The sequence below is a fragment of the Actinoplanes sp. NPDC049265 genome, assembly GCF_043197135.1.
Taxonomy (GTDB): domain Bacteria; phylum Actinomycetota; class Actinomycetes; order Mycobacteriales; family Micromonosporaceae; genus Actinoplanes.
Map to the genome: position 1 here is coordinate 309,390 of NZ_JBICSP010000011.1, position 24,939 is coordinate 334,328.

Annotated in this window: 20 protein-coding genes, 1 pseudogene and 1 riboswitch; of the genes and pseudogenes, 9 read left to right on the plus strand and 12 right to left on the minus strand. The window is 70.7% G+C overall.

The window, feature by feature from the left end; genetic code table 11:
• Window positions 1–292 precede the first annotated feature (292 nt).
• The gene (locus tag ACGFIO_RS26330) at window positions 293–1,429 is read left to right on the plus strand and encodes a hypothetical protein (RefSeq protein WP_392829503.1); all 1,137 of its coding nucleotides are present in this window, start codon (window positions 293–295) and stop codon (window positions 1,427–1,429) included.
• On the opposite strand, the gene ACGFIO_RS26335 is transcribed toward ACGFIO_RS26330, so the two are convergent.
• Complete coding sequence (locus ACGFIO_RS26335) at window positions 1,398–3,161, minus strand: HEXXH motif domain-containing protein (RefSeq protein ID WP_392829505.1); 1,764 nt, start codon at window positions 3,159–3,161, stop codon at window positions 1,398–1,400. The genes ACGFIO_RS26330 and ACGFIO_RS26335 overlap by 32 nt on opposite strands.
• A 301-nt stretch (window positions 3,162–3,462) precedes the next feature.
• Here ACGFIO_RS26335 and ACGFIO_RS26340 point away from each other — a divergent pair, with 301 nt between their 5' ends.
• Window positions 3,463–4,281, plus strand: a complete 819-nt coding sequence (locus ACGFIO_RS26340) for a hypothetical protein (protein ID WP_392829507.1) — start codon at window positions 3,463–3,465, stop codon at window positions 4,279–4,281.
• Here ACGFIO_RS26340 and ACGFIO_RS26345 read toward each other — a convergent pair.
• Complete coding sequence (locus tag ACGFIO_RS26345; RefSeq protein ID WP_392829509.1) at window positions 4,278–5,780, minus strand: serine/threonine-protein kinase; 1,503 nt, start codon at window positions 5,778–5,780, stop codon at window positions 4,278–4,280. The two genes, ACGFIO_RS26340 and ACGFIO_RS26345, sit on opposite strands and share 4 nt — an antisense overlap.
• Before the next feature lie 101 nt (window positions 5,781–5,881).
• Here ACGFIO_RS26345 and ACGFIO_RS26350 point away from each other — a divergent pair, with 101 nt between their 5' ends.
• Both ACGFIO_RS26350 and ACGFIO_RS26355 read left to right on the plus strand, forming a co-directional pair.
• On the plus strand, window positions 5,882–6,697 hold the full coding sequence (locus ACGFIO_RS26350) for a TIM barrel protein (RefSeq protein ID WP_392829510.1): 816 nt from the start codon (window positions 5,882–5,884) through the stop codon (window positions 6,695–6,697).
• A 31-nt stretch (window positions 6,698–6,728) separates the two neighbouring features.
• The gene (locus ACGFIO_RS26355) at window positions 6,729–7,547 is read left to right on the plus strand and encodes a GNAT family N-acetyltransferase (RefSeq protein ID WP_392829511.1); all 819 of its coding nucleotides are present in this window, start codon (window positions 6,729–6,731) and stop codon (window positions 7,545–7,547) included.
• Here the strand turns inward: ACGFIO_RS26355 and ACGFIO_RS26360 are convergent.
• The 4 genes from ACGFIO_RS26360 to ACGFIO_RS26375 form a co-directional block, all read right to left on the minus strand.
• Window positions 7,535–8,029, minus strand: coding sequence for a pyridoxamine 5'-phosphate oxidase family protein (locus ACGFIO_RS26360; protein WP_392829513.1), 495 nt, complete (start codon window positions 8,027–8,029; stop codon window positions 7,535–7,537). The genes ACGFIO_RS26355 and ACGFIO_RS26360 overlap by 13 nt on opposite strands.
• Window positions 8,026–9,204 carry an RNA polymerase sigma factor gene (locus ACGFIO_RS26365; protein WP_392829515.1) on the minus strand — a complete coding sequence of 393 codons (1,179 nt, stop codon included), beginning with the start codon at window positions 9,202–9,204 and terminating at the stop codon, window positions 8,026–8,028. Before ACGFIO_RS26365 ends, ACGFIO_RS26360 begins: the two co-directional genes overlap by 4 nt.
• Window positions 9,204–9,539 carry a YciI family protein gene (locus ACGFIO_RS26370; RefSeq protein WP_392829517.1) on the minus strand — a complete coding sequence of 112 codons (336 nt, stop codon included), beginning with the start codon at window positions 9,537–9,539 and terminating at the stop codon, window positions 9,204–9,206. Before ACGFIO_RS26370 ends, ACGFIO_RS26365 begins: the two co-directional genes overlap by 1 nt.
• Before the next feature lie 161 nt (window positions 9,540–9,700).
• Complete coding sequence (locus ACGFIO_RS26375; protein WP_392829519.1) at window positions 9,701–10,732, minus strand: LacI family DNA-binding transcriptional regulator; 1,032 nt, start codon at window positions 10,730–10,732, stop codon at window positions 9,701–9,703.
• 74 nt (window positions 10,733–10,806) lie between these two features.
• On the opposite strand from ACGFIO_RS26375, the gene ACGFIO_RS26380 reads away from it, so the two are divergent.
• The 4 genes from ACGFIO_RS26380 to ACGFIO_RS26395 all read left to right on the plus strand — a co-directional run bounded on the left by ACGFIO_RS26380 (window position 10,807) and on the right by ACGFIO_RS26395 (window position 16,149).
• Window positions 10,807–11,922, plus strand: a complete 1,116-nt coding sequence (locus ACGFIO_RS26380; RefSeq protein WP_392829521.1) for a phytanoyl-CoA dioxygenase family protein — start codon at window positions 10,807–10,809, stop codon at window positions 11,920–11,922.
• Between the two features lie 170 nt (window positions 11,923–12,092).
• The gene (locus ACGFIO_RS26385; protein ID WP_392829522.1) at window positions 12,093–12,668 is read left to right on the plus strand and encodes a hypothetical protein; all 576 of its coding nucleotides are present in this window, start codon (window positions 12,093–12,095) and stop codon (window positions 12,666–12,668) included.
• 207 nt (window positions 12,669–12,875) lie between these two features.
• Window positions 12,876–12,957, plus strand: a riboswitch (S-adenosyl-L-homocysteine riboswitch).
• On the plus strand, window positions 12,952–14,433 hold the full coding sequence (ahcY, locus tag ACGFIO_RS26390; RefSeq protein WP_392829555.1) for an adenosylhomocysteinase: 1,482 nt from the start codon (window positions 12,952–12,954) through the stop codon (window positions 14,431–14,433). Its footprint overlaps the riboswitch before it by 6 nt.
• An 81-nt stretch (window positions 14,434–14,514) precedes the next feature.
• The gene (locus ACGFIO_RS26395) at window positions 14,515–16,149 is read left to right on the plus strand and encodes a Na+/H+ antiporter (RefSeq protein ID WP_392829524.1); all 1,635 of its coding nucleotides are present in this window, start codon (window positions 14,515–14,517) and stop codon (window positions 16,147–16,149) included.
• Here the strand turns inward: ACGFIO_RS26395 and ACGFIO_RS26400 are convergent.
• Window positions 16,146–17,306, minus strand: coding sequence for an MFS transporter (locus ACGFIO_RS26400; RefSeq protein ID WP_392829526.1), 1,161 nt, complete (start codon window positions 17,304–17,306; stop codon window positions 16,146–16,148). The two genes, ACGFIO_RS26395 and ACGFIO_RS26400, sit on opposite strands and share 4 nt — an antisense overlap.
• A 264-nt stretch (window positions 17,307–17,570) precedes the next feature.
• Between ACGFIO_RS26400 and ACGFIO_RS26405 the strand changes: the two genes are divergently transcribed.
• Window positions 17,571–18,539: a hypothetical protein gene (locus ACGFIO_RS26405; protein WP_392829528.1), complete on the plus strand. Its 969-nt coding sequence runs from the start codon at window positions 17,571–17,573 to the stop codon at window positions 18,537–18,539.
• A 52-nt stretch (window positions 18,540–18,591) separates the two neighbouring features.
• Here ACGFIO_RS26405 and ACGFIO_RS26410 read toward each other — a convergent pair whose 3' ends face one another.
• The 5 genes and pseudogenes from ACGFIO_RS26410 to ACGFIO_RS26430 form a co-directional block, all read right to left on the minus strand.
• The gene (locus ACGFIO_RS26410) at window positions 18,592–19,935 is read right to left on the minus strand and encodes a thaumatin family protein (protein ID WP_392829530.1); all 1,344 of its coding nucleotides are present in this window, start codon (window positions 19,933–19,935) and stop codon (window positions 18,592–18,594) included.
• 967 nt (window positions 19,936–20,902) lie between these two features.
• Window positions 20,903–21,085, minus strand: a complete 183-nt coding sequence (locus tag ACGFIO_RS26415; protein ID WP_392829556.1) for a pentapeptide repeat-containing protein — start codon at window positions 21,083–21,085, stop codon at window positions 20,903–20,905.
• Between the two features lie 253 nt (window positions 21,086–21,338).
• A pseudogene (locus ACGFIO_RS26420) lies at window positions 21,339–21,458 on the minus strand (hypothetical protein); the annotation flags it as partial.
• A gap of 61 nt (window positions 21,459–21,519) precedes the next feature.
• Window positions 21,520–23,595: a hypothetical protein gene (locus ACGFIO_RS26425; protein WP_392829532.1), complete on the minus strand. Its 2,076-nt coding sequence runs from the start codon at window positions 23,593–23,595 to the stop codon at window positions 21,520–21,522.
• A gap of 45 nt (window positions 23,596–23,640) precedes the next feature.
• On the minus strand, window positions 23,641–24,939 hold a 1,299-nt coding region (locus ACGFIO_RS26430; RefSeq protein ID WP_392829534.1), incomplete at its 5' end, for a hypothetical protein.

The following is a 24,939-nucleotide window of genomic DNA, read 5'->3' on the forward strand; positions in this document are numbered from 1 at the left end:
GCGGCGCCTCAGTCGACGCGCCCGGGAGGACTGGTGCCACCGAGGTTACGGCGAGAGCGGGAGACCTGGCGCAACAGGCGCTCCGCCGATGGGCGCAACGCTTGGCCATCACCCCTGCGAAGCTCGCTCAGCGAGATGCCCGAGAGATCGACCAGCTCGGTCTCGACCCCTCCAGGAAGCTGTTCCACCAGATGATTCCTCTCGCACCGGCAAAACATCGAACGACGTCAGTCTCCCACAATGGCCGCCTTGGCCGGCCGTTGCCGGAGGCCGCGCGCGGTGAGGATCGGCCATGCATGGTGCGGTGACGATCGGTCTGATCACGGCGCTGCCCATCGAGTACGCCGCGGCCCGGTCGATCCTCGACGACCCCGTCGACCAGCCTGCGACTGCCGGCTTCAGCACCGGCCGGGTCGGCGACGTGCCGAGCACCGAGCCCGGCCGGCCGCATCGCGTGGCGGTGTCGATGCTGGGCATGGACGGTACGCGCAGCGCGGCCGCGCTCTGCGCCGATCTGGCCGGGACCTTTCCCGGGATACGGGTCTTCCTGATGTGTGGCATCGCCGCGGGTGCCCCGGTGACCGGCCGGGGAAAACCGGTCCGCCTGGGGGATGTGGTCGTCGCGACCGACGGCATCGTCGACTACGCACACGTACGCGCGGTTGACGGCCGGACCGAGCCGCGGCGGCGACTGGACGGGCTCTCGCCCAGATTGCTGGCCGCGGACCGGGAACTGCAGGCCGCGCAGGTGGACGGCGCGGAGGCGTGGCGAGCCGAGGCGGATCGGCCGGCCTGGCGGACAGCCCCGTTCGCGCGTCCGGACGGCGGCCGGAGCACCGTTCACCGGGGCGCGGTCGGCAGCGCCGACATCCTCCTGCGCGACGCGCGTCTGCGAGACGCCCTGGCCCAGCGCTATGACCTGCGCGCCTTCGAGATGGAGGGATCAGGCGTCGCCGTGAGCGCGCATCTGCACGAACGGCACTGGTTCATGGTGCGCGGAATCTCGGATCTGGCCGACGCGGCCAAGAACGACGACTGGCACGGGTACGCCGCCAGGGTGGCCGCGGCCTACACACGTACGCTGCTCGCGTCGAGCCCTCCGTTCCACACCGCAACGGCCGCCCTCGCGCCCGACGGCCTCGACGGCCTCGAGCTCATCATCGAGACGTTGCTCGAGCTCCGGCAGTTCCGGGACGACTACCAACGGCGCGAGGTCATCGACCAGCTACCCGGCCACATCCGCACGGTGATCTCGGACAACCCGGCGGGCCGGCTGCACGTCCTCTCGATGATCCACACCTGTGAGCGCTTCGACGACGGGCTGCCCGCCCTCCTCACCGCCCTCCGCCTCGCCATCGGGGCCGGGTCACCGGAATACCGCCGGGTCGAGCAGGTGCTCACGAACCACTGGCAGCGGCCGCACGGCTGAGCCCACCGGCCATCCACTCCGCCAGGGCAAGCGGATCCGCGCGGACGCCGGACCGGCGGAGCGTGTCATGGACCGCGTACACCAGTGACGGCGCCCGGCTCAGCGTCACACCGGCGGCACCGTCGGCGGCGGCGCACAGACCGGTCCAGGCATCGAGGTCCTCGCCGTTCCGGGCGACCCGGTCGGCGAATCGGCGAACGGCCGACGCCTCACCTGCGACCAGGGCCTGCTCCGCCGGATCGATCGTGACCCCATCGGAGGACCCTCGGGGCCCCGCCACGGCCGTCGCCCAGCCCTGGATCAGACGGAATCGCGGATAGGACCAGGCGTCGTCGCCGCTGGGCCGGACGTCGGTGAGGTCCTCGATCGGCGGAACCTCTCGACCGGCGGCCCACGCTTCGGCCACAGTCCGCACCGTAGCGCCGTCCGTCCGCAGATTTCGAAGCCGCCACCCGGCCCGGTGGGTCCGGAGGGCGAGTTCGGCGGCGCGGGCCGGCCCGGCCGGCACGACCAGGTCGCGCCAGTGTTCGGCACGCCCGGCCAAGCCGTCGAGGAGGTCACGGCCGGCCGCGGTCAGCAACGTGGAGGTTCGCGCGGCGTCCAGGGCCTGGGTCACCTGGCCGCGCGCATGGGCGAACTCGAAATAGGCCCGGGCGGCGGCCGGCCCGGACGCGAACGACATCCGCTTGTGCCAGAAGGCGGCGATCGCGACGAACGCGTAGATGCCCTGGAGAAGCCCGGAGAGCGGGCGAGGATCGTCGCGCCACGGCGCATAGTGGGTCGCCGGGTCCGGAACTCCGGTCATGTCCAGCAAATGCAGCAGACCGCCGAGCTGGACGTGCGCGAACTCGTGGATCAGCGTGACGGCGAACGTGAGGTGGTCGTCCGGTCGTGTGAGCAGCAACGCACCGAACGCCTCGCCGGTCGATCCGCTCGTTTCGACCCCGCCGTCCACACGAGGCAGCGGGGTCAGCGACACCATACCGGCGGAGATCGCCGCGGCCGTCCTCGAATCCTGGTCGATGATCGCTTGCCACGCATCGACCAGCAGCTCGGACCAGGCCAGGGCTTCCTCAGCCGGCAGCCGGCCCGGCGGAACCGGCTCGGCCAGCTCACGAAACGGGTCGATGTCGTCGAGGGCCAGCGTCAACCCGGGACCGTGGCCGGTTCGCAGCCGACGCAGCGGCCACCACCTCGACTGTTCTCGCCCGGCCGTCGAGGAGTCGATGAGGAGTTCCCCGTCCTCGTGTTCCAGCAGCAGACGACCCCGCACCGTTCGCGCCCGGGTCATGCCCGCACCCACGGTCCGGTCGATCAGCGCCATCCCGAGCCCCGGAAGCATCAGGCGCCCGTCCCGCACCGGCACGAAGGTGGCCCAGTCGAGGCCGGCCCGGAAGCCGACCAGGAGCGCGAGGGTATGCAGCACGCCGATGTCAATCCACAAAGGGGTGTCCGCGTCGGCGAAGCCGTACAACCGGCGCAGGGTGTACGCCGCCCACGATCCGACCGTCGGCAGCAGGAGCGTCTCCCGCAACGCCTCCGGGCGGGCGACCTCCGCCGCCTCCAGCGCCGCCACCGCCCCGGCGATCGGCGGCAGTGGCCCCGAGACAGCCGGATCGGCGTCGACAGCATCGATGATCGTCTTAACCATGAGCAGTCGCCGGCTGTACTGGGTGTGCCACAGCGTCGCGATGACGTCCCGGTCGGGTAACGCCTGATTCAGCAGGGCCAACTGCGAGCGACTGAGCTGATGATAGGACGGTCGGCCGGTCTGAATCATTGCTTGCGGTGCCCCCAGCGTCACGGATGAGTATGCGTGCGTTCACTTTCGGCAACGTCAGCTTACGCATCACGCACCATCGGCCGCTGGATCGCGATCTGTCCGCCGACAGACCGGCCGGAGCGCCTATCGTTGCGCCGATGGACACGCTGCGGTTCCGTCAGGCGGCACCGCCGTCCCTCGACCGCCGCCACGACCTCGGTGACAGGTAAGCGGGTCGGAACAGGACCGGCGGCGGCCCTACCATGGCGCGGTGGACTTCGAGCCGTCCGACGAAGTCGTGGTCGACTTCGGCGCCGGACCACGGACCGTGCCGCCCGGCCTGCAGGTGCTCGATCTGACGCCGGGCGGTGGGCTGGCGCCCGAGTCGGGGCCGGTCGACTGGACCCAGTTGGAGCAACTCCCGCGCTGCCTGACCGTGCGGTGGTCGGGCCCGGACCGCGGCGTCGTCGAGGCGATCCGCGCCCACATGGGCGTCCGCTCCCTGCACTGGGACGACGCCGTCGGCGACCTCGGCCTCGGGGACACCCGCCTGGCCACGGTCCGGCTCGGCGGCCGGCATCTGCACAGCGCCCGGCTGCCCGAGCAGGTCGAGACCGTCCTGCTCGACCGGCCGTCGCCCGGCCTGCACCTGGAGGCGCCGGATGACGGGCGGGGCCTGGATCTGCGGCTGTTCCACTACGGACCGGACGTGGTGATCCCGATCGGCGTACGCCGCGCCTCGGAGGTCTGGATCTGGGCCGGCGGCGCGTTCTCGGCCGCGCGGCTGACGATGCTGACCGACCTCGAGGACCTGCGGCTGACCTTCGACACCAGACCCGGCGACCTGACCGACCTGTCCGCCCTGGAACAGCACGCGAGCCTGCACACGCTGCGGCTGGAGGACGCGTACGGCCTGACCGTGGACGCCCTGCCCAACCTGCCGGGCCTGCGCCGGCTGGAGATCACCGGCACCCGGCGGTCGATCGCCACCAGTCTGCGTGAGCGTTTCCGGGGCGGCGCCACCAAGTTGTCGATCAGTGGCGTGAAGACCGACGAGAGGCTGGCCGCCCTGTTCGACGACCAGGCCTAACCGTGGCCCTTGCCGTCGCCCTGGCCGTTGTTGTGGCCCGGGCCTTTGTTGTCCTTCTTCACCAAGGCCGGCGCGGGCCGCGGGGGCGCGGGTCTGGTCGTGGTGGGCGGCTTGGTCGTGGCCGCGGGCTTCGAGGTGCGGCCGGTCACCGACAGCCGCGGCGTACACATCGTGTCGTTGAGTCTGAACTCGCCCGGCAGGGCGGCCGAATCGCGGTAGCTGGCGTCGAACCCGGTCGACACCGTGGTGCCGGCGGCGAGGTTCCGTCCGGCCAGGCGGAGCGAGCGGCCCTCCTGGGTCCAGCCCCGCTTCCAGCCGCGGACCAGCTTCTGTCCCTCCGGGAGGGTGAAACTCAGCTTCCAGTCGGCGGCGGCCGACCGCCCGGTGTTGGCGACCGTGACCGCGGTCGAGAGCCGGCCGTTCAGGGCGCTGCGGATCACGTAGGCGACCTGGCAGGTCAGCGGGGGTGGCGCGGCCGCGGCGGCGGCGGGCGTGGCCGGCGGCGGATCGGCGCGGCCGGTCGACCAGACCGCCCCGGCGGCGACCAGGGCGACGGCAACCGCACCGGCCAGCACGATCCGGCGGCGCGGGCCGGGCGCGTCGAAGCGGCCGGGCGGGCGGGTGGCCTTCGTCGGGCGGCGGCCACGACGAGCGGCGGGCAGGAACCCGACCCGGATCGGGACGGTGGGTGCGTCCAGGGCGGCGAGCAGGGGCGGCGGCGTGCTCAGCCCGGCCGCGTCGGCCAGGACCTGGGCCGCGGTCGCCGCGGCGGGGCGGGCCGCCGGTTCCTTGGCCAGGCAGTCGCGGATCAGCGTGGTCACTTCGCTGGGCAGACCGGGCACCGGCGGCAGGCCGGCCGGGCTGCGGTAGAGGTGCGCCCGGAGCATCTGGGTGGTGGTCGACGCGTCCCACGGCAGGCTTCCGGCCAGCATCAGGTGCAGGAGCAGGCCGAGGGCGTACACATCGGTCGCGGGCCGGACCGGGCCGCCGTCGATGCGTTCCGGGGCCAGGTAGGCGGGCGTGCCGAAGATCTGGCCGGCGATCAGGTCGGCCTCCCCGGCCGAGGCCGAGATGCCGAAGTCGACCAGCTTCACGCCGGTCGCGGTGACCATGACGTTGGCCGGTTTCACGTCACGGTGCACGATGCCACGGGCGTGTGCCGCCGCCAGGGCCGCCGCGACCTGCGCGCCGATCGTCACCGCGGACCGCCACGGGAGCGGGAGGCCGGCGTCGGCCAGGGTGCGGCCGTCGAGCAGTTCCATGACCACGAACGGCGGTGTGTGGCCGAAGTCGTACACCTCGACGACGTGGGGGTGGCGGAGGCGGGCGGCCGCGCGGGCCTCGACCAGGATGCGATCGCTGAGGCCCGGGCCGGGCGAGAGCACCTTGACCGCCACCTCGCGGTCGAGCACCTCGTCGTGGGCGCGCCACACCACCGACATGCCGCCGGCGCCGAGCCGGTCGAGCAGCCGGTAGCGATCGGCCAGCCTGCGTACCACGAACCAGATCGATGCCCGCGCGATGACGGTTCAAACCCTGAGGTCTTTTTGATGTGAGCGGCCCCTTGTTACAGCCTCGTTACCGGCCGCATTCTCGGGTCGTGACTGTGAGGATCGCTGGTGCGCCCATCTCCTGGGGTGTGTGCGAGGTGCCGGGCTGGGGCTACCAGCTGTCCCCCGAGCGCGTCCTGCGCGAGATGCACGAGGTGGGCCTGACCGCGACCGAGTACGGCCCGGACGGCTTCCTGCCGGCCGACCCGCGGCCGCTCCTGGACCGGTACGAGCTGACCGCCCTGGGCGGCTTCGTGCCGGTGGTGCTACACGACGAGCCGGAGTTCCCGGACTTCACCGGCGACGTCCTGGTGCTCGCCGCCGCGACCGGTCAGGACGGCTACGACGAGCGCCCGGCCCTGGACCCGGCCGGTTGGCGACGGCTGCTGCGTACGCTCGACCGCTTCCACGAGACGGCCCAGGCCCGGGGCATCCGGGCGGTCCTGCACCCGCACGTCGGCACGATGATCGAGACCGGCCCGGAGATCGAGCGGGTGCTCGAGGGCTCCCGCATCCCGCTCTGCCTGGACACCGGCCACGTGCTGATCGGCGGCACCGACCCGGCCACCCTGGCCGTGCACGCCGCCGACCGGATCGCTCACGTGCACGCCAAGGACGTCGACCACCGCCTGGCCAAGCGGGTGCAGGCGGGCGAGCTGACCTACACCGACGCGGTCCGGGCCAACCTGTACCGCCCGATCGGCCAGGGCGACGTCGACTTCGCCGCTGTCGCCGGCGCGCTCACCGGTGCCGGTTACGACGGCTGGTGGGTGCTGGAGCAGGACACCATCCTGACCGGGGAACCCGTCGGTGAGGGACCCGTGGCCGACGTACGCACCAGCGCCGACGCCCTGCGCAACCTCTGAACCCGGGCCCTGGCCGCACGTCGATGACGGTATGTCGCACCTTCCCGCCGCCACGGCCGAGGCCACCGAGGCCGAGGCCATGTTCCGGTACGAGACGGGCGCACCGCCCGACGACCAGAAGTTCCTCGGCATAGCCGCGCACCGGTTCAGCGGTGGCGTGGTGCTGTCCGCGCCCAACGACCCGACCGGCCTGTGGAACAAGGCGATCGGTATCGGGTTCGACGAGCCGATCACCGGCGACCTGGTCGACCGGATCCTCGACCTCTACCACGCCGAGGGCAACCCGCGGGCGACGCTGGCCTTCGCGCCCGAGGTGCTGCCGGACGACTGGGCCGAGATCATGGCCACCCGCGGGCTGCGGCCCGGCACGGCGATCGTCAAGCTGGCCGCCCGCGCCGGGGACCTCGACCCGGGCCTCCCGGCCGGATCCGGCTTGCGGATCGCCCCGGTCGCCGCCGACGCGGCCATGGCCTGGGCCGACGCGGTCCGCACGGGGTTCGGCCGGCCGGCCGAGGGCTTCACCGGCATGTTCGCGGCCACCGCCGGCCGGCCGGAGTTCCACCCGTACGCGGCCTGGTCCGGCGACCGCGTGGTCGGCGGCGGGAACCTCTTCGTCCACGGCGCGGTCGGTGAGCTGATCGGCGGGGCGGTGCTGCCCGAGGCGCGCCGCCGGGGCGCGCAGACCGCCCTGATCGCGGCCCGGATCGCCCGGGCCCGCGAGCTCGGCTGCGAGTGGATCATCACCGAGTGCGTCCAGCCGGCCGAGGGGGCGTCGAACCCGTCGCTGAACAACATGCTCCGCGCCGGGTTCAAGCCCCTCTACGTACGCCAGGAGGTTCAGAAGCGGTAGCGCGTCTGCGAGTACGGGGACTTGCCGAAGGCCAGGATCTTGGCCGGGCTGACCCCGAAGACGTGCGCGGTCCCGCCCTGGTGGTGGTAGGTGTCGCCGTCGACCTCGTAGTCCCAGTCGAGCCGGGACCGCCACAGGCCGGCCAGCGCGAGCAGCCGGTCGCGGTCGGTCACCCGGACCGCCGTACCCTCGGTCACCACGTCGGTGCCCGAGGTCAGTGCGGGCGTGCCGGTGGTGACCGCCACCCTCGGGTTGCCGGCCAGGTTGACCATCTTCTGCTCGCCGAGGCCGACGGTGAAGTGCAACTGCCCGCCGTCGAAGATCATCGGCACCGGGGTGACGTGCGGGCGGCCGTCCCGGCGGACCGTGGACAGCCAGAACATCTTGGCCTCGAGCAGGATCGTCTCGACCTCGGCCCAGGGCACGGCGGTGGCGCCGGGCTCGCTGAAACGGCCGTCGAACTCGACCGTGGGTGTGGTCATGTGGTCTCCATCTCGGCGGCCCGGTCGAGCAGCGCGCGCCGCTCGGCCGGGGAGGCGGTCAGGTCGGCGGCCGCGCGGAACAGCAGCTCGGCGCGGAGCCGGTCGCCCAGTCGCGCGGTCAGTTCGGCCTCGGCCGCGAAGGCCGGGGCGAAGCCGTCGAGCACCCCACCGGCCCGGGCCTCGGCCAGGAGATCAAGACCGGCTTCCGGTCCGTACGCGAACCCGTGCGCGACCGCCCGGTTGAGCCGCACCACCGGTGTCGGTCGCAGCGTCACCAGCCGGTCGTACCAGCCGGCGATGACCGGCCAGTCAGTCTCGTCCCGGGTGTGCTCGACGGCGATCCGGGCCTGGGTCGCATAGTCGCCGTCGCCGGCCGAGTCGAGCAGGGCGCGCCCCTCGGCGATGGCCGCCCGGTCCCAGCGCCCGCGGTCCTGCCGGTCGATGGTCAGCAGGTTGCCTTCGGCGTCCCGCCGCGCCCGCCGCCGGGAATGCTGCAGCAGGCACAGCGCCAGCAGCCCGGTCACCTCGGGCTGGTCCGGCATCAGCCGCCGCAGCAGCCGGGCCAGCCGGATCGCCTCCTCGGCGAAGGCCGGCTCGCCGTCATTGGCGTAGCCCTGGGTGAACAGCAGATAGACGACCGCCAGGACGCCGGGCAGCCGCTCGGCCAGGGCCGGGCCGGACGGCACCCGATAGGGGATGCGCGCCGTCGAGATCTTGGTCTTTGCCCTGGTCAGACGCCGCGTCATGGTGGACTCGGTGGTCAGGAACACGCGCGCGATCTCCCCCGTCGGCACACCGCACACCGTCCGCAGGGTGAGGGCCACCCGCGCCTCCGGCGACAACGCCGGGTGACAGCAGGTGAAGACGAGCCGCAGCCGGTCGTCCTCCACCTCTTCCGCCTCCTCCAGCTCGGCGTGGGGCAACGCCACCACCTCGCGCAGCTTCCGCTGTTCCACGGTGGCCCGCCGCAGAACGTCGATCGCGCGGTTGCGGGCCACCGTCATCAGCCAGCCCCCGGGATTGGCCGGCACACCTTCGCGCGGCCAACGATCCAGGGCCGCGGCCAGCGCCTCCTGCGCGCAGTCCTCGGCCAGGTCCCAGTCGCCGGTCAGCTTGATCAGCGTGGCGACGATGCGGCCGAAGGACTCGCGCGCGGCGGTGGCGACGACATCCATCAGAGGTTGAGCGGGTCGAAGGCGCGCAGTTCGAGACGGCCGTGGTAGGCCATCGGGTGGTTGCGGGCGATCTCGATGGCCTCGTCCAGGTCGGCGCACTCGAGGATGTCGAAGCCGCAGATCACCTCGGTGGTCTCGGCGAACGGGCCGTCGGTCAGCAGCAGCTCGCCGCCCCGGACCCGGACCGTGGTGGCCGTGGTGTGCGGGGCCAGCCGCTCGCCCAGGATCGCCTTGCCCTTGTCATAGGTGTCGGCCGCCCACTGCTCGATCGTCGGCACTCCGCTGTCCGACGTCTCCGGCTCGGTGTCGGTGCAGACGAACATCATGTACTTCACTTCGTACCCCTCTCATGGGTGGCTTTCATCTCGGTGCTTTTCATCTCGGTGGCGAGCAGGTGGTTTTCATCCCGATGACGAACAGGTGCTTTTCATCTCGGTGGCGATCGGGTGGTTTTCATCCCGATGACGAACGGCCGCGACGCGACCGGACAGCTCGCTCAGGAAAATCTTGCGAGCGGTTCGTTGTGCGGGGTGATCACCTGGATCGCGCTGGGTGCGGGGTGCGGGCGCCCGGTGAGTACGCCGCTCGCGTGTAACAGCGCCAGACAAGCCTGGCGCATGTCCTGCCGCAGGTCGTGGTGCAGCACCGCGGAGAGCCGGCGGTCCCGCAGCAGCATCGTGTTCTCGCCGTCCAGGTCGTGCGCCACGAAGACGTCGTACCTGCGCCGCTCGGCCTCGAACGCTCTCACCACGGCCGCGTTGCCGCCCGCCCCCGCGTACAGCGAGTACACCGCGCGTACGGACGGGCTGGCCGCCAGCAGTTCGCGGATGCTGACGTGCACAGCGTCGGCCCTGTCCTCCTCGTCCACCACCTCGACGATGCGCCGCCCGGGCGACCGCAGCCGCATCTCGGCCCGGAAACCCATCTCCCGCTCGTCCTCACCGTGGAACGACCCGTGCCCGCGCACCACCAGCACGTCTCCGGCCCGGTCGGCCAGCCACTGATCGACCAGGTAGGCCGCTGTCGCACCGGCTGCCCGGTTGTCGATGCCGACGTACGCCACCCGCTTGCTGCCGGGCAGGTCGGTGACGAAGGTGACCACCGGCACCGGCAGCCGGGCCACCGCGGCGACGATCTCCGGGGTCTCCGGCGCCTTCAGGATCACCCCGCCGGACCTGTTCCGTCCCACCTTCTCCAGCACCGCGACCAGGTCACTGGTGGCCGGCGAGTCGAGCAGGTGGAACCGGGACCGGATGGTGGCGGGCCGCAGCGACGGCAGTTCGGCCTCCAGCGCCGCCCGCAACGCACCGGTGAATCGGGGCGGCGCCTGCACCACCACGTCCAGCATCACCGTCCGGCCGCCCAGCCGGATCTGCGACTGCTGCCGGTCGAGGTCGGCGATGGCCTGGCGGACCTCCCGGACGGTGCTCGCCCGGACCCCGCCGCGCTCGTGCAGGACCCGGTCGACGGTGGCCGGGCTCAGGCCGGCCTGGGCGGCGATCTCGCGGATCCGGTACGGGTGCTTCACGTCGTACAGACTGATGGGTTTTTGAGGTCTTCTCAACCGCCGTTGATGTTCGGTGCGGGCCTAGCGTGAACGTCATGACGAGCTGGTTCACCGCCGCCGACGGCCGACTGGAGGACTTCCGGGCCGTTGTCGAGCAGCAGACCGACAGGTCCGAGTTCCCGCACGCCACCGAGGTCGCGCGGAACGTTCTCATCTACCCCGGCGACCTGCCGGACACCACCGAGGTGCGCGCCGAACTGGCCCGGGCGCTGATGGACGGCCCCGGCATCGTGGTGTTCCGGGGCGCCTTCGCCGCCGACGTCGTCGACCGCGCCACCGGTGTGTTCACCGGGCTGATCGCCGAGGAGCGGGAGACCGGCCGGGCCGGTGGCGACCATTTCGCCCAGCCCGGCGCCAACGACCGCGTCTGGGGTGCGCTGGACAAGTTCGCCCTGCGCGACCCCGCCGCCTTCGCCGCCTATTACGACAACAGCACCCTGGCCCTGATCTCGGCCGCCTGGCTGGGCGCCGGCTACCAGGTCACCTCCCAGGTCAACGTGGTCAACCCGGGCGGGCAGGCCCAGGTCGCCCACCGCGACTACCACCTCGGCTTCATGTCGGACGCGCAGGCGTCACGCTTCCCCGCGCACGTTCACCTGCTCTCCCCGGTCCTGACCCTGCAGGGTGCCGTGGCCCACGTCGACATGCCGGTCGAGACCGGGCCCACCCTGTATTTGCCGCATTCGCAGAAGTACGCCCCCGGCTACCTGGCCTTCCACCAGCCCGCCTTCACCGCCTACTTCGACCGGCACCACGTCCAGCTGCCCCTGGCCAAGGGCGACGCCGCGTTCTTCAACCCCGCCCTGTTCCACGGCGCCGGCACCAACCGCTCGGCCGACGTCCGCCGGATGGCCAACCTGCTGCAGATCAGCTCGGCCTTCGGCCGCGCCATGGAGACCGTCGACCGCACGGCCATGTGCGAGGCGCTCTATCCGGTCCTGCTCGGGTACGAGGGCAGCACGGCCAACGTGGTCGCCGCGTCGGCCGAGGGTTACGCGTTCCCCACCAACCTCGACCGCGACCAGCCCATCGGTGGCCTGGCCCCGCCGACCCAGGCCGAGCTGATGACCCAGGCCCTGGCCGAGCGTTGGGACCCGCCGACCTTCACCAAGGCCGTGCGTGACCAGGAGAACCGTCGCCGGGCCGGCTGAGCGGGGCGACGAACGGGGCGTCCTCCACCGAGACTGTCGACTGTGGCCAGACCGCGCACAGGACACTCCACTCTCGACGTGGCCCTGGTCGACTTTCCTAAATCGTAGTTTTATGGATGCCTTCCTACAGAGGTGCAGGCATGTTGACAGAACCCAATAATCTGGGCCGCATGCCTTTCATGAATCACTCTCGCCTTCGCGCCGCCGCGGTCGGGCTCGCCGCCGCGGCCGCCGTCCTGGCCGCCGGCCCGGTGGCGGCCAACGCCTCGGCCGCGCCGTCCGACGTCTTCACCGGAAAGCGGGAGATCAACATCGCTCCCAGCGGCACCGAGGGAATCCTGTCGGTGAGCGAGAGCGGTCGCGTCGAACTGGCCGACCTCGCCGAGGACCGGGCCCTGTTCGTGCCCGTCCCCACGGCACCGGGCAGCGACCAGTTCATGATCAAAACGGGCCGGCTCCGCGTCGGCGGTGAGGCGCTCTGCCTGGGCGTACGCAACAACGGCACCAGCTCGCTGACGGTCCAGTCCACCGCCTGCGACGCCAGCCGCTCGGCCCAGAAGTTCACCTTCGAGCCGGCCGGCCGCAACGACTCCGGCCGCGACCTCTACTACATCGGCAACCGCGGCGCCCACTTCCGCATCACCCAGGCCGGCGCCCTTATCGTCGAGGAAACCGGCGACGGCCCCGCCCCGGCCGCCTTCGCCCTGCTCGACCGCGGTCCGTCCCAGCTCCCCGACCTGGACTGACCCGGGCACCGCCCTCGACGCTGTGACCTACGCCATGGCGCGGTCGCGTCGGGGGCGGCCCCGGGGGCCGCGTAGCGGCGGATTTTCGCTGCAAGACGGCCGGATGGCGGGGGACGGCCCGGACCACTGATCAGGCCGCCGAGAAGGCGGGACCATGTGTCCGGCGTACCCCATCATGGTTTGACTTTGGGGTTATGGTTGTTGGCGCTGGCCGAGAGGCGCTGCGACGGAGGTTGCCCTCCGCCACGCTCGGCCGAGCCGACGACATCCGCAAGGGCGCCTCCTGATGAAGGGGGTGCCCTTCTCCATGTCCGACAAGCTTCAGACGATCAACGGCCTCGAGTTCGCGGTCGCGGATCTCGCACTGGCCGAGGCTGGGCGGCACCAGATCCGGCTGGCCGAGCACGAGATGCCGGGCCTGATGTCGATCCGGGCCGAGTACGCCGACACGCAGCCGCTGCGAGGCGCGCGGATCGCCGGCTCGCTGCACATGACCGTGCAGACCGCGGTGCTGATCGAGACGCTGGTCGCGCTCGGGGCCGAGGTGCGCTGGGTGTCGTGCAACATCTTCTCGACGCAGGACGAGGCGGCCTCCGCGGTTGTGGTCGGCGCCGGGACCGTGGACGCTCCGACCGGCACGCCGGTGTACGCCTGGAAGGGCGAGACGCTGGAGGAGTACTGGTGGTGCACCGAGCGGCTGTTCGACTTCGGCGGCGGCCGCGGCCCCAACATGATCCTCGACGACGGCGGTGACGCCACCCTGCTGGTGCACAAGGGTGTCGAGTTCGAGGCGGCCGGCGCCGTGCCGCAGACCACCGAGGCCGACAGCCACGAGTACAGCGTGATCCTGGAGACGCTGCGTGGCACGCTGGCCCGCGACGGGCAGCTGTTCACCAAGGTGGCGGCCGAGATCCGCGGCGTCACCGAGGAGACCACCACCGGCGTGGCCCGGCTCTACCGCCTGGCCCGGGACGGCGAGCTGCTCTTCCCGGCGATCAACGTCAACGACGCGGTCACCAAGAGCAAGTTCGACAACAAGTACGGCATCCGGCACTCGCTGGTCGACGGCCTCAACCGGGCCACCGACGTGATGCTGGGCGGCAAGCTGGCCGTGGTCTGCGGCTACGGCGACGTCGGCAAGGGCTCGGCCGAGACGCTGCGCGGCCAGGGCGCCCGCGTGGTGGTCACCGAGATCGACCCGATCTGCGCGCTGCAGGCGGCCATGGACGGCATGCAGGTGGTACGCCTGGAGGACGTCGTCGCCGAGGCCGACATCTTCATCACCACGACCGGCGGCACCGACATCATCACCGCCGACGACCTCAGCCGGATGAAGCACAACGCCATCGTCGGCAACGTCGGTCACTTCGACGACGAGATCGACATGGCCGGGCTGGCCAAGGTGCCGGGCATCGAGAAGGTCGAGATCAAGCCGCAGGTGCACGAGTGGCGCTTCCCGGACGGCCACTCGGTGATCGTGCTGTCCGAGGGCCGCCTGATGAACCTGGGCAATGCCACCGGGCACCCGTCGTTCGTCATGTCGAACTCGTTCACCAACCAGGTGATGGCCCAGATCGAACTCTGGACCAAGCCCGACGAGTACGCCAAGCAGGTCTACGTGCTGCCCAAGCACCTGGACGAGAAGGTCGCGCGACTGCACCTGGACGCGCTCGGCGTGCGCCTGACGACGTTGTCCAAGAAGCAGGCCGAATACCTGGGCGTCGCGATCGAGGGCCCGTTCAAGCCGGAGCACTACCGGTACTGAGCTGGTAACACCGAGAGGCCGGCGGGATGTCCCGCCGGCCTCTCTTTTTCGATCTCCGTCAAGTTCCGGAACAATGACCGGGTGCATCACGCTGAGGAGTTCCTGCTGTTCGTACTGGCCGCCATCGGGGTGGTGATCCTGGTGCGCTGGTTCAGCGAACGCACCGGTCTGCCCGCCGCCGCGATTCTGGCCCTGGTCGGCATCGGGTACGCGTACCTCCCCGGCCCGAACATCGTGATCAACCCCGACCTGATCCTGACCTTCCTGCTGCCGCCGCTGCTCTACAACGCGGCGCTGGACTCCTCGCTGATCGACATCCGGCGCAACATGCGCACCGTGATCAGCCTGTCGGTCGGCCTCGTCATCGCCACGTCGCTGCTGGTCGGGGCCGGCTTCTCGCTCTGGGTGACCGGGGCCACCCTGGCCGCCGGGGTGGCGCTGGGCGCGGCGGTGGCCCCGCCCGACCCGGTGGCGGCGCTGGCCGTGGGGCGCAAGGCCGGCCTGCCCAGCAACCTGGTCACCCTGATCCAGGGCGAGGGGCTGCTCAACGACGCGACCGCGCTGACCATTCTGACCGTGGCGGTGGGCGCGGCCCGCGGCGAGAACTTCACGTTCACCAACGCGGTCGGCGTCTTCGTGCTGTCGGCGGCGGGCGGGGTGGTGGCCGGCTACCTGGTCGCCCGGCTGGTGCGGCTGCTGCGGCCGATGCGTACCGACCCGCTGACCGCCAACGCGCTGTCCCTGGCCACCCCGTTCGCCGCGTACCTGCTGGCCGAGCGCGTGCACGTCTCCGGCGTGCTGGCCGTCGTGGTGGCCGGCCTGATCATCGGCCACGACGCCCCGCGCTACGCCACCGGGGCCAGCCGGCTGCAGACCAGCGCCGTCTGGCGGCTGATCGACTTCCTGCTCGAGGGCGTCGTCTTCCTGCTGATCGGCATCCAGCTGCCGGCCGTACTGGCCGAGCTGTCCCGGTACGAGACCTCCACCATCGCCATCGCGCTGATCATCACGCTCGGCGTGGTCCTGCTCCTCCGACCGCTCTGGCTGATGATCACTCAGCTGCTCCCCCGGTCGATGCACTCCCGGCTGGGCGAGGATCCCGCCGACGACCAGGGCGACCGGCGCGAACAGGCGCTGACCGCCCGCGAGTCGACGGCGATGAGCTGGGCCGGCACCCGCGGCGTGATCTCCCTGGCCGCGGTGTTCACCCTGCCGGCCGGCTTCCCCGACCGTGAGCTGCTGCACTTCTGCGCGTTCGTGGTGGTGCTGGTGACCCTGATCGGCCAGGGCCTGACCTTCGGCCCGCTGGTCCGCCGCCTGGGCCTGCGGGCCAACCGCGCCGACGAGGCCCGCGAACGCAACCAGGCCCGCTCGGCCTCGGTGCAGGCGGCCCTGGACCGGCTGGAGGAGATCCAGCTGCAGCAGCACGATCACGTCGAGGATCACGCCATCGCGAACATGAAGCAGCAGCTGGAGACCCGCCTGCAGCGCTATCGCCGGCGCCTCGACCTGCTCGAGAAGGCCGAGTCGGACCAGGTCCCGGAGTCACCGCAGTACGAGGCGGCCCTGATGGTGCGCCGCGCCGTGATCGACGCCCAGCGCGAGGAACTGCTGCGCTGGCGCGACGCGGGCAGCCTCAACGACGAGGGACTCCGGGTCCTGGAACGCGAACTCGACCACGAGGAGCACCTGCTTCCCCAGCGCCGGTCCTCCTAACCCCTGCGCGCGTGCGTGTGCACCCACCAGGCCAGCGGCAGCGCGATCAGCAGCACCGCCTGGATCAGGAACAGGCCGGCGACGATGCCCCAGCGGTCGGCCACCAGGCCGGCGCCCAGGGCGACGAGCGCGTACAGCAGGCTGCCGAGCAGCGACGCGAGCGAACCCATGGTCGCGCGTTCCCGGTCGGTGAACTCGCGTTGCAGCAACGTCTGCTGGGCGATCGTCGACAGGCCGTACGCCGGCGACCCGAGGATCACCGGCGAGAACACCGTCGGCCGGATCAGCGCCACGAAGTTCGCCACGTTGTCGAACAGCTCGCCGAACAGCAGCGTACGAGCCGCGCCGGCCTTGCCGATGACCCAGCCACTGAGGCGGAAGCCGGCGAACGACACGCCGTGGCCGAAGGTGCGCCACAGGCCCAGCGCCCACAGCGGCCACAGCCCGGCCACGAAGACCGGCGACAACTGGGCCGCGCTCTCGCTGCTGTACCGCAGCGCCGACACCAGGGTCATCCGGCGGAGCACCGGATTGCCCCGGATCCCGCGCAGCGCCGACCCGAGGTGGGCCAGCGCGGTCGACTCCAGCGGGCCGTGCACCAGCGGTTCGCGGATCCCGAAGGCGATGACCACGCACAACACCTGCGGCAGAATCGACAGCACGACCACGGTACGCAGCGACCACGCGCCCGCGACCACGCCACCGATCGGCGCGGCCAGGGCCAGGGCGATCTGGAACATCGAGTTCACCCGGCCCGAGTGCCGCGCGAACTCATCCGGCCGGCCGGCCTCGAGCAACGTGTCGTAGAGCAGCGCCTCGTTGTTGCCGCTCCACAGGGCGGTGGCCAGCCCCTCCAGCACGACGGCGGCCAGCAGGAGGGAATAGCCCGGGGCGCCGGCGTACCCGACATGGGCGGCGACCATGACGACCGCGCCGGCGATCATCGTGCCGCGCCGGCCGAGCCGGTCGGAAAGCACCCCGGTCGGGACCTCGAACGCGGCCGAGGACAGTTTCTTCACCGCCAGGAGGCTGGCGGCGGCGGCGTACGAGCCGGTGACCTGCGCGAAGTACAGGACCATGATCGGCCCATACAGGCGGAAGTCACCGGCGAAGTTGAACCAGCCCAGTAGTCGGACATTTCGACTGATGGTCAGCAAAGCAAAACTCCCGGAGGACGAACGGAGACATCGAACGGCGGGTGGAAGTTCCCGGCATCGCTGTAGACATCAGTTCTCCTCAATTACTCACGGGATTTACGACATCGCCCGAACACTACTGACCAAGAGTTGCCCGGAGCGAGTAAATTGGCAGGCGGTACGGAGCTCGGGATCGGACCTGAGCCACCACCGTCTTCTTCCCTCAGCCCGACTTCTCATCTCGCTCCGGCGTGCCCGCGTGGCCGGCCGGAGGAAGGGCAGCCGATGACCATCTACTCTCAACACCCCAGCCGCGGCAAGGTGCAGATCCTGGCCGCCTACCAGTCCCCCGCCGGTCTGACGTCGGCGACGGTGACCAGCGTCGAGACCACCGACGACGCCGCGCCGATCGTGGACGCCCTCAACCGCGTCTCCACGTTGGCCACCGCCCCGATGTCGACCTGGGACGAGCGCTTCGAGGACATCGAGACCTACCCGGCCGAGCACCTCGAGGCGTTGCTCTCCCCTGACTCCCGGGCTGCCCTGCTGACCGGGGATCACAGCCTCTGGTACGAGTACGTCAAAGTCCTGTTCCACCAGGCGCTGACTGACCTCGACGGGGCGACGGCGCCCCAGCCGCAGACGGTCCGTACCGCCATCGCCACCGAGGTGGCAACCGAGGGCCAGCAACTGGCCGCCGAGTGGCAGCGCTTCACGGCCAACGTGCGGCCGGCCGAGGAGGGCCGGCGCGTCTGGGACTTCGACTCCCCGACGATCCTGTACGGAGCTACCGAACTCACCACGCGCACCCGGGAACTGCTCGACCGGACCGACCGGACGCTGCCCGAGCCGGACCTGTCATCGGCAGTCGCCGACCTGCGCCTGCTCGCCCGGGCTCATCACCGCCGTAGCAACCGGGCCGCGCAGCTGGAACCCGAACTCCTGTCGATCAGCTTCGACCCGGAGTCCGACGACCGGCACTTCGTCGCGGTGGCGGCGCCCCTGCCGTTCCCGGGTGGCCGGCCCGACTGGCAGGTGCAGATTTTGCACTGGATCCCGGACGCTGACGACGAGGCCGGCGAGACCGAGGCCGGCGAACGGGTCCTGAGCTGCCGGTTGCCGGCAGCGCCGAGCATCGAGGAGATCAACGGCTTCCTCGATCTGTGCGGTGCGCAACCCGAGCTGCTCGCGATTTGGGCCAAGACGCCGGTGGGCGAAACGCTCAGCGGTACGCCGTTCGTTGTAAGCGAGTAGGACGGACAGCACGGATGCGGCAGCCGTGACGGCTGCCGCATCCGTGATCAGATCAGGCGCGGTGCCACTTCTGGTTGGCCGTGCCCGCGCAGTCCCAAAGCTGCACCGGGGCGCCGTTCTCGGCGTTCCAGTCCTTGATGTCGAGGCACTTGTCGGCCTGGGGGTTCACCAGGTCACCGGCGTCCGAGAGCACCCACTGCTGGGCCGCGTTGCCGGTGCATTGGGCGAGCTGCACGACCGCGCCGTTGTCCCTCGACCCCCAGGCGACGTCCACGCACAGGTTGTCCTTGGTCCGGAGCATCCCGTCGACGATCGCCCATCTCTGCGCGTCGGTGTTGTCACAACCCCAGACCTGCAGGTGTACGCCGTCCGCGAAGTTGGCGCCGGGCACGTCGAGGCACTTGCCCTGCCAGTCGCTGACGATCGTGCTGCCCTGAACCGGCGCGGGGTTCGCCTTGCGCGCCCGCAACTGCCCCGGCACGGTGGCCTCCTCGGCCACGACCTTGCCCTCGACCCGCTGCTTCGGCGTGTTCGCCTGCTGCTGGACCACTTCCTTCTGAGCCGGCGCCTCGGCGGCCGGCGGCGGCGTGCCGTTGCCGTGGAAGGTCACCGTGAAGCCCGAGCACTCCTTGCACTCGAACATCGTCTGGTTGCCGGCCTTGGTGTCCTGTTTGGACCAGCTGTACGCCTTGGGGCAGAGGCCGGTGATCGCCCGGCTGTAGTCGGTCTCCGCGTCCCGGTTGGGGTTGACGCAGTTCAACGGCGCGCCCCGGTCGTCGCGGATCAGGTTGGCCTCCGGGCAGCTCTGCACGAACGGCTTGGCGCACCCGGCCACCCCGCAGTGCTGCGAACCCTCCTGGGGTGCGGCGCCGCCCCCGGTCGGGGTGATCGTGACCGGCAGCGAGACGGCGTTGACGTAGCTGATGTTGTACCAGGCGGCGGAGAGCGCGTCGGCCGGGTCGAAGTTGAACTCGGCCAGGCTGGTCGGCTGCTCGGAGTTGGCCGCGCAGTGGTCGGCGGCGTTGCCGCAGTCGCCGACCGCGCAGTGGAACGTCGTGCCGGGATCGCCGCCGCAGCGCTGCCGGGCGAAGAATTTGCCCCGCCAGTGCCCCGGACCGGACGTCTCCGGAATGGTGATGGTCGCCCGCTGCCCCGGCTCGAGGATCGGCAGGCTGCCGAAGTTCTGCGAGCCGTCGGCGTTGACCGTGCTGCCGACCCAGATCTTCTCGCCACTGTCGTTGACGAAGGTGACCGTGTGGTTGGTCGCCGCGTGCGCCTCGGAGTCGCCGGTGAACGCGTCGCCGAACCCGGCGATCATGGCCCCGGCGATGAGGACGAGTACGGCGACGGCGGTCAGCATCGGCCGCAGAACGGCTTTAACGGATTTTCCCGGCATAATTACATCTTTTCCTCGTACGGCGATACGGGTCTACGTCCCCGAAAAGTGGGTCCTCAGCGAACCGGGACGATCCCGCGCGGCAGGTAGGCGGTGACCACCACGCGACTGCCCCGCATCACCGTGAAGTGCGAAAGCTCGGTGATGACGAGTGGCAGCTGGCCGCTGACCTCCTGAACACCGGTCTTGCCGGTCCAGTTGACCACCGGCTGCGGACGGCCGTCGAAGGGATACCCGTAGAGGCGGTAGCCGGTGCCCTTCTCCAGGCCGTTCAAGGTGGCCCGGACCGTGACCCCGGTGCTGTCCTCGGTCAGCTGTATGGACAGGTTCGCGCCGGTCTGGTCGTCGGTCGCGGAGGCGGCGGCGGTCAGGACGGCGTTGGTCTGCGGTTGCTTGCCGGGGGTTCTGGTCAAGGCGTACAGCGAGAAGCCGGCCAGCGCGACGGCGAGCATCAGCAGGCTGGTCAGGCGGACCAGTGCCACCGAACGCCGGGAGGCGCCGCGCTGCCGCCGAGGCGGGCGCCGGGAACGTTCGGCGCCGCGAGGGGGCCGCTTCTCCTTCGACACGGGCGCCGGTCGCGGTGCTTCAGCCTTCGGTGCTTCCGCCTTGGGAGCTACAGCCTTCGGCGCTTCTACCTTGGGAGCTACAGCCTTCGGCGCTTCTACCTTGGGAGCTACAGCCTTGGGAGCTACGGCGTTCGGCGCTTCAGCCTTGGGCGCTTGGACCTTCGGCGCTTGGACCTTCGGCGCTTCTGCCTTCGGCGCTTCTGCCTTTGGCGCTTCTGCCTTTGGCGCTTCGGGTTTGGGGATGGGCTTCGGTGCCTGGGCCGTTGATGCCGCCCGCGGTGGCGGCAGCACGGTGGGCTCGTACACCAAAGATGGTTTCTTGGCATCGCGCACGACCGGTGGCTCTTTCGCCGCGCGCACGACCGGCGGAGACTGCCCAGGCTTCTCCGCCGCGCCGGCCGTCACCGCAGGACGGACGGCTTTGCGGCCGGCGTCCCCCTCCGGCTCGACCGGAAGGGGCTCGACCGGACGGGGCTCGACCGGACGGGGCTCAGCCGGACGCGACTCAACCGGACGCGACTCAACCGGACGCGACTCAACCGGACGCGACTCAACCGGACGCGACTCAACCGGACGCGACTCAACCGGACGGGGCTCGGCCTCGGTGCGGCCGCGGCGGCGGAGGCGGAACCGGCCGGACTCCGCCGCCTCGGCGATCCGGTGGATCAGCCGCTCGGGCACCGGCTGCTCCTGCGGCGCGAACCGCTCCGGGAACGCCGGCGCGATCGCCGAGCCCAGAGCCCCGTACTGGTTGAGCAGCTCGTCGCTGTCGTCGACGAGCAGCGCCAGCGCCGCCAGCGTGTCGCACACCTCGACCGCCGCCGCCCGGCACTCCGGGCACGACTCCAGATGCCGCTGGACCTGCTCCTCCTGGCGCTGGTCGAGCGCGTCGAGGTGGTAGAGGGCCAGCCGGTCCGCCACGTGGACGTCCGTACCGGAGACTTCTTCCACCCGCATCAGATCCTCGGTTCACCGAATATCAATGTCGCCTACCAAACGAGCTGGGAGATGCCGCGGTTCACGAACCGGCCGGTGCCGGCGTGCTGGGCGGCGGACAGGTCAGGATCCATTCCGCCATCAGGTCGTAGCTCGGCCCGTCCGAGTCGGGGAGCTGCCGTCTGACGTCGGAGATGAGCCGGACGAAGTCGGGCCGCTTGTCCGTCGGCAGGTGATCCTTCCGGTCCCAGATCATGTCCCGGATCTCCTGATCGCCCGCGCTGCCAGTGATCTTGGCATTCATCGCGGACAGGATGCCTTGGCTGGCGATGTCGTTCATGCCGTACGCGCCGGCCAGGTCGGCCAGCAACGGCAGCAGCTTCTGCACGCCTTCCCGGCGCTGGGCCGGAGTCTCGCCCGGGACGTTGACGATCGGCTTGAACAGGGCCTCGTGGCCGTTGCCGGGATTACCGGCGAACGACGTGACCGTGTCGGCCTGGTCCATGGCGGCCAGCTGGAACGCGGCGCTGTTGCCGCGGAGCATCGGGTCCCGGGTGCCGATCTGCTGCACCAGCGGTGCCAGCTTCTTCACCTCGGGGCTGAACAGATCCTGGAAGGTCTTCGTGTCGATCTGCGTCAGCGGCGTGGTCAGGAAGTTGGCGACCGGCGTCGGCGGCGGCGTCTGCTTCGGCCGGCGGTTCTCGCCCGCCGCGAGCTGCAGCAACGGCAGATCCGGCTGATCGAAGAGCCGCTTTCCGGGCGCGGCACCGGGCGACGCGGCGTTGCCCTCGGCCTCGCGGAACGTCCAGGCGCTGCCGAGCCCGGACGGCACCGGATGCACCAGCGACGCGCCGATCTCGTCGAGCAGGGCGTGCAACTTCACGGTTTCGGGTGCGCCGTTCTTCAGGCCGGACGGTACGACCACCACCGGCACCCGCCCGTGCACACCTTCCTGATGAAGCACCGAGCGAAGCCCGGCGACCCGGCCCGGGGGAATCAGACCGTCCCGGCCGATGCCGTTGAGCACGACGATCGGCTGGCCGACCTCGGACGCGATCTTGTCCAGCCCGTCGATGAACGGACTGGGCCCGGTGCGGCGGCCGACCACCAGCACCGGCGACTTGGTTCCGTCCTTGCGACGGTAGGGACCGACCTCGGTGGGAAGCAGGAGCGGTCGCAACAGTTCCTCGGCCTTGGGGCGGCCGGCCAGTCGCAGCGAGTCGATCCGATCCGGCAGCGGCATCTGGCCGGGCAGCATGGTGACCTCGACGGGGCCGTGGTCCTTGGGGAACCGGGCGCCGGCCGGGCCGGGCCCGAGGTCGAGGACCACGACGTTGAACCCGTCGTTGTGGGCGAGGAACACGTGCGGCTTGTCGGCCGCGTCGTTCACCTTGACCATGGCCTGACTGTTCGCCGGCGACTGCTCCATGAGCCGCGCGAACTCGACCAGTCCGGGCTCGATCCGGGGGGCGCCCGCGCCGCCGGCCCGGGCCGTGGCGATGTCGTCGTTGTTGAGCGGTCGTCCGAAGCGGGCGGCCAGGTCGGCGTGCGAGACGTCGACCATTCCCGTCGGCAGGCCGACCTCGGTCCAGTCCGCACCGGGGACGATCCGGCCGGGAGAATACGGAAGGTCGGCCAGCAACTGCTGCATCATCGACGCCACCTCGGGGGCCACCCCGGACCAGGCGTTGACGGCGGGACTCACGGCCGGCTGCACCCGGATCCAGGTGGCCTCGTCCCAGGTGGTGACGAAACCCTGGGCGTTGAGCGGTGCCACCCGATCACGGTGATTCGGCAGCTCGGAGTCCCGCGGCGGCGCCAGGTCGCCCTTGGGAACCTGCACCATGTGACCGACCTGGTCGGCGAGGGCGCCGAGCGCGGCGATGTCGAACGTTCCCGCGTCGGGCGGCCGGTAGGCCGTCTTGTCCAAGGACTCCGGAGGGAGACGGTCGCGGAAGCGCGTGGTCAGTGGCTTGCCGGCCGCGCTGGTCGGATACATCAGCGCCGTGATCCACGGCATCCGTCCGCCTTCGACCGGAACCGGCGGCGGCTGTTCGCCACCCAGGCCGGTCTTGAGGTCGACGTTCAGCTGCATTCCGGGGATCACGGGAACGGTACGGCTGTCGGCGCAGAGCTCCGACATCACTTTCAGATCCATGGCTCCTCCACGTCCGACAGACGTACCCGGGGCATTCGCGGTTCACTAATTCGTCAGGCAGTTGTGGATGGTGTAGTTGAGAACTTCCACCAGGCCCGCGCGGCCGTGTTGGTCCAGCCCTTCCAGGCGTTCTTTCACCTTGTCGATCTGATGGAGCAGAATCTGCTTCGCCGCGGGTGAGAGGTCGCAGTTGATCACACCCCGCATCAGGTCGGTGAAGCCCGGAATCTTGTCCGTGGCCAGACCGATGTGTTCCGGCGGCACCAGCAACACCTGGGCCAGCCCGTAGAACGCGGTGGCCATCCCGCGCGAGAAGTTGGCGTTCTCGCCGCCCGGGATCTGGTCGTGGGTGTTGGTGGCCAGCCCCATCATCTCGGCGATGCTGAGCCCCTTGACCCCGTCCCGATTGATCTCGTCGGGGGTCCGCAGGTCGACCATCTGCACCAGTTGGTCGTTCCACGCCTTGCGCTCATCCAGCGACTTCTTCGGAGCGAGGTAGTCCAGGGCGAACGACGGCGGCACCGCCTTCTCGAGGTCCAGCTGCAGCGGAGCGATGTCAAAGCGGGAGGCCGACGGTTCGGGTACGAGCCGCGGCTCCGCCTTGTCCGCCGGTCCGCCGTCGCGCAACCGCAGCTGAAGCAGGGCGTGGTGTACGCCCATGTCCTCGGCCGGCACCTGCTCCGGCTGTTTCGGCAGCTCCGTGAGGTGGTCCAGCATGAACCGCTCGATCTCGGCCGGATCGGTCTGGCGCCGCCAGTTCCGCACGGCCGGGGTCAGCTCGTGCCCGGTCGGCGTGACCGGCAACTTGCCGACATCCTTGAACAGTGAGGCCGCGTCCTTCGCCGTGGCCGCTTCCACCCCGTCCGGGCCGAACAACGCCCATTTGTCGTTCAGCCCCAGGCTGACGCGCTGGACCGTGACCGTCTTGAAGTTCGCCCGCGATTTCTCGATGGTGTCCTTCAGCTCCGGGAAGTCCGCCTCCGGCAGGACGTGGACCACCGGCTGCACCGCTTCCTGCGCCGACCAGCGCAGGGCGCGGGTGAGATCGTCGGCCAGCTTCTTCTGCTCGGCCTCGCCTTTCGCCGACCCGAGCAGCACCAGCGGCCGGGGCATGTCGGCCGCCGATCGCACGGCCTCGGCCCGCTGCTTGTCGGTGGTCTCGCCCAGCGGAAGAACCCCGTCGCGCCATTCGGTGCCCTCCGGCGCGCGCATCACAGGCGACGGCGTCAGCAGTCTCGAGACGAGGTCCCCCACCGGCGGCAACGCCTGCGGGCCTTCACCCGTCCCGGCGGCGAAGTCGTACTCGGCCAGCATGGTGCTGACCTGCTCCCGCACGGAGTCGAT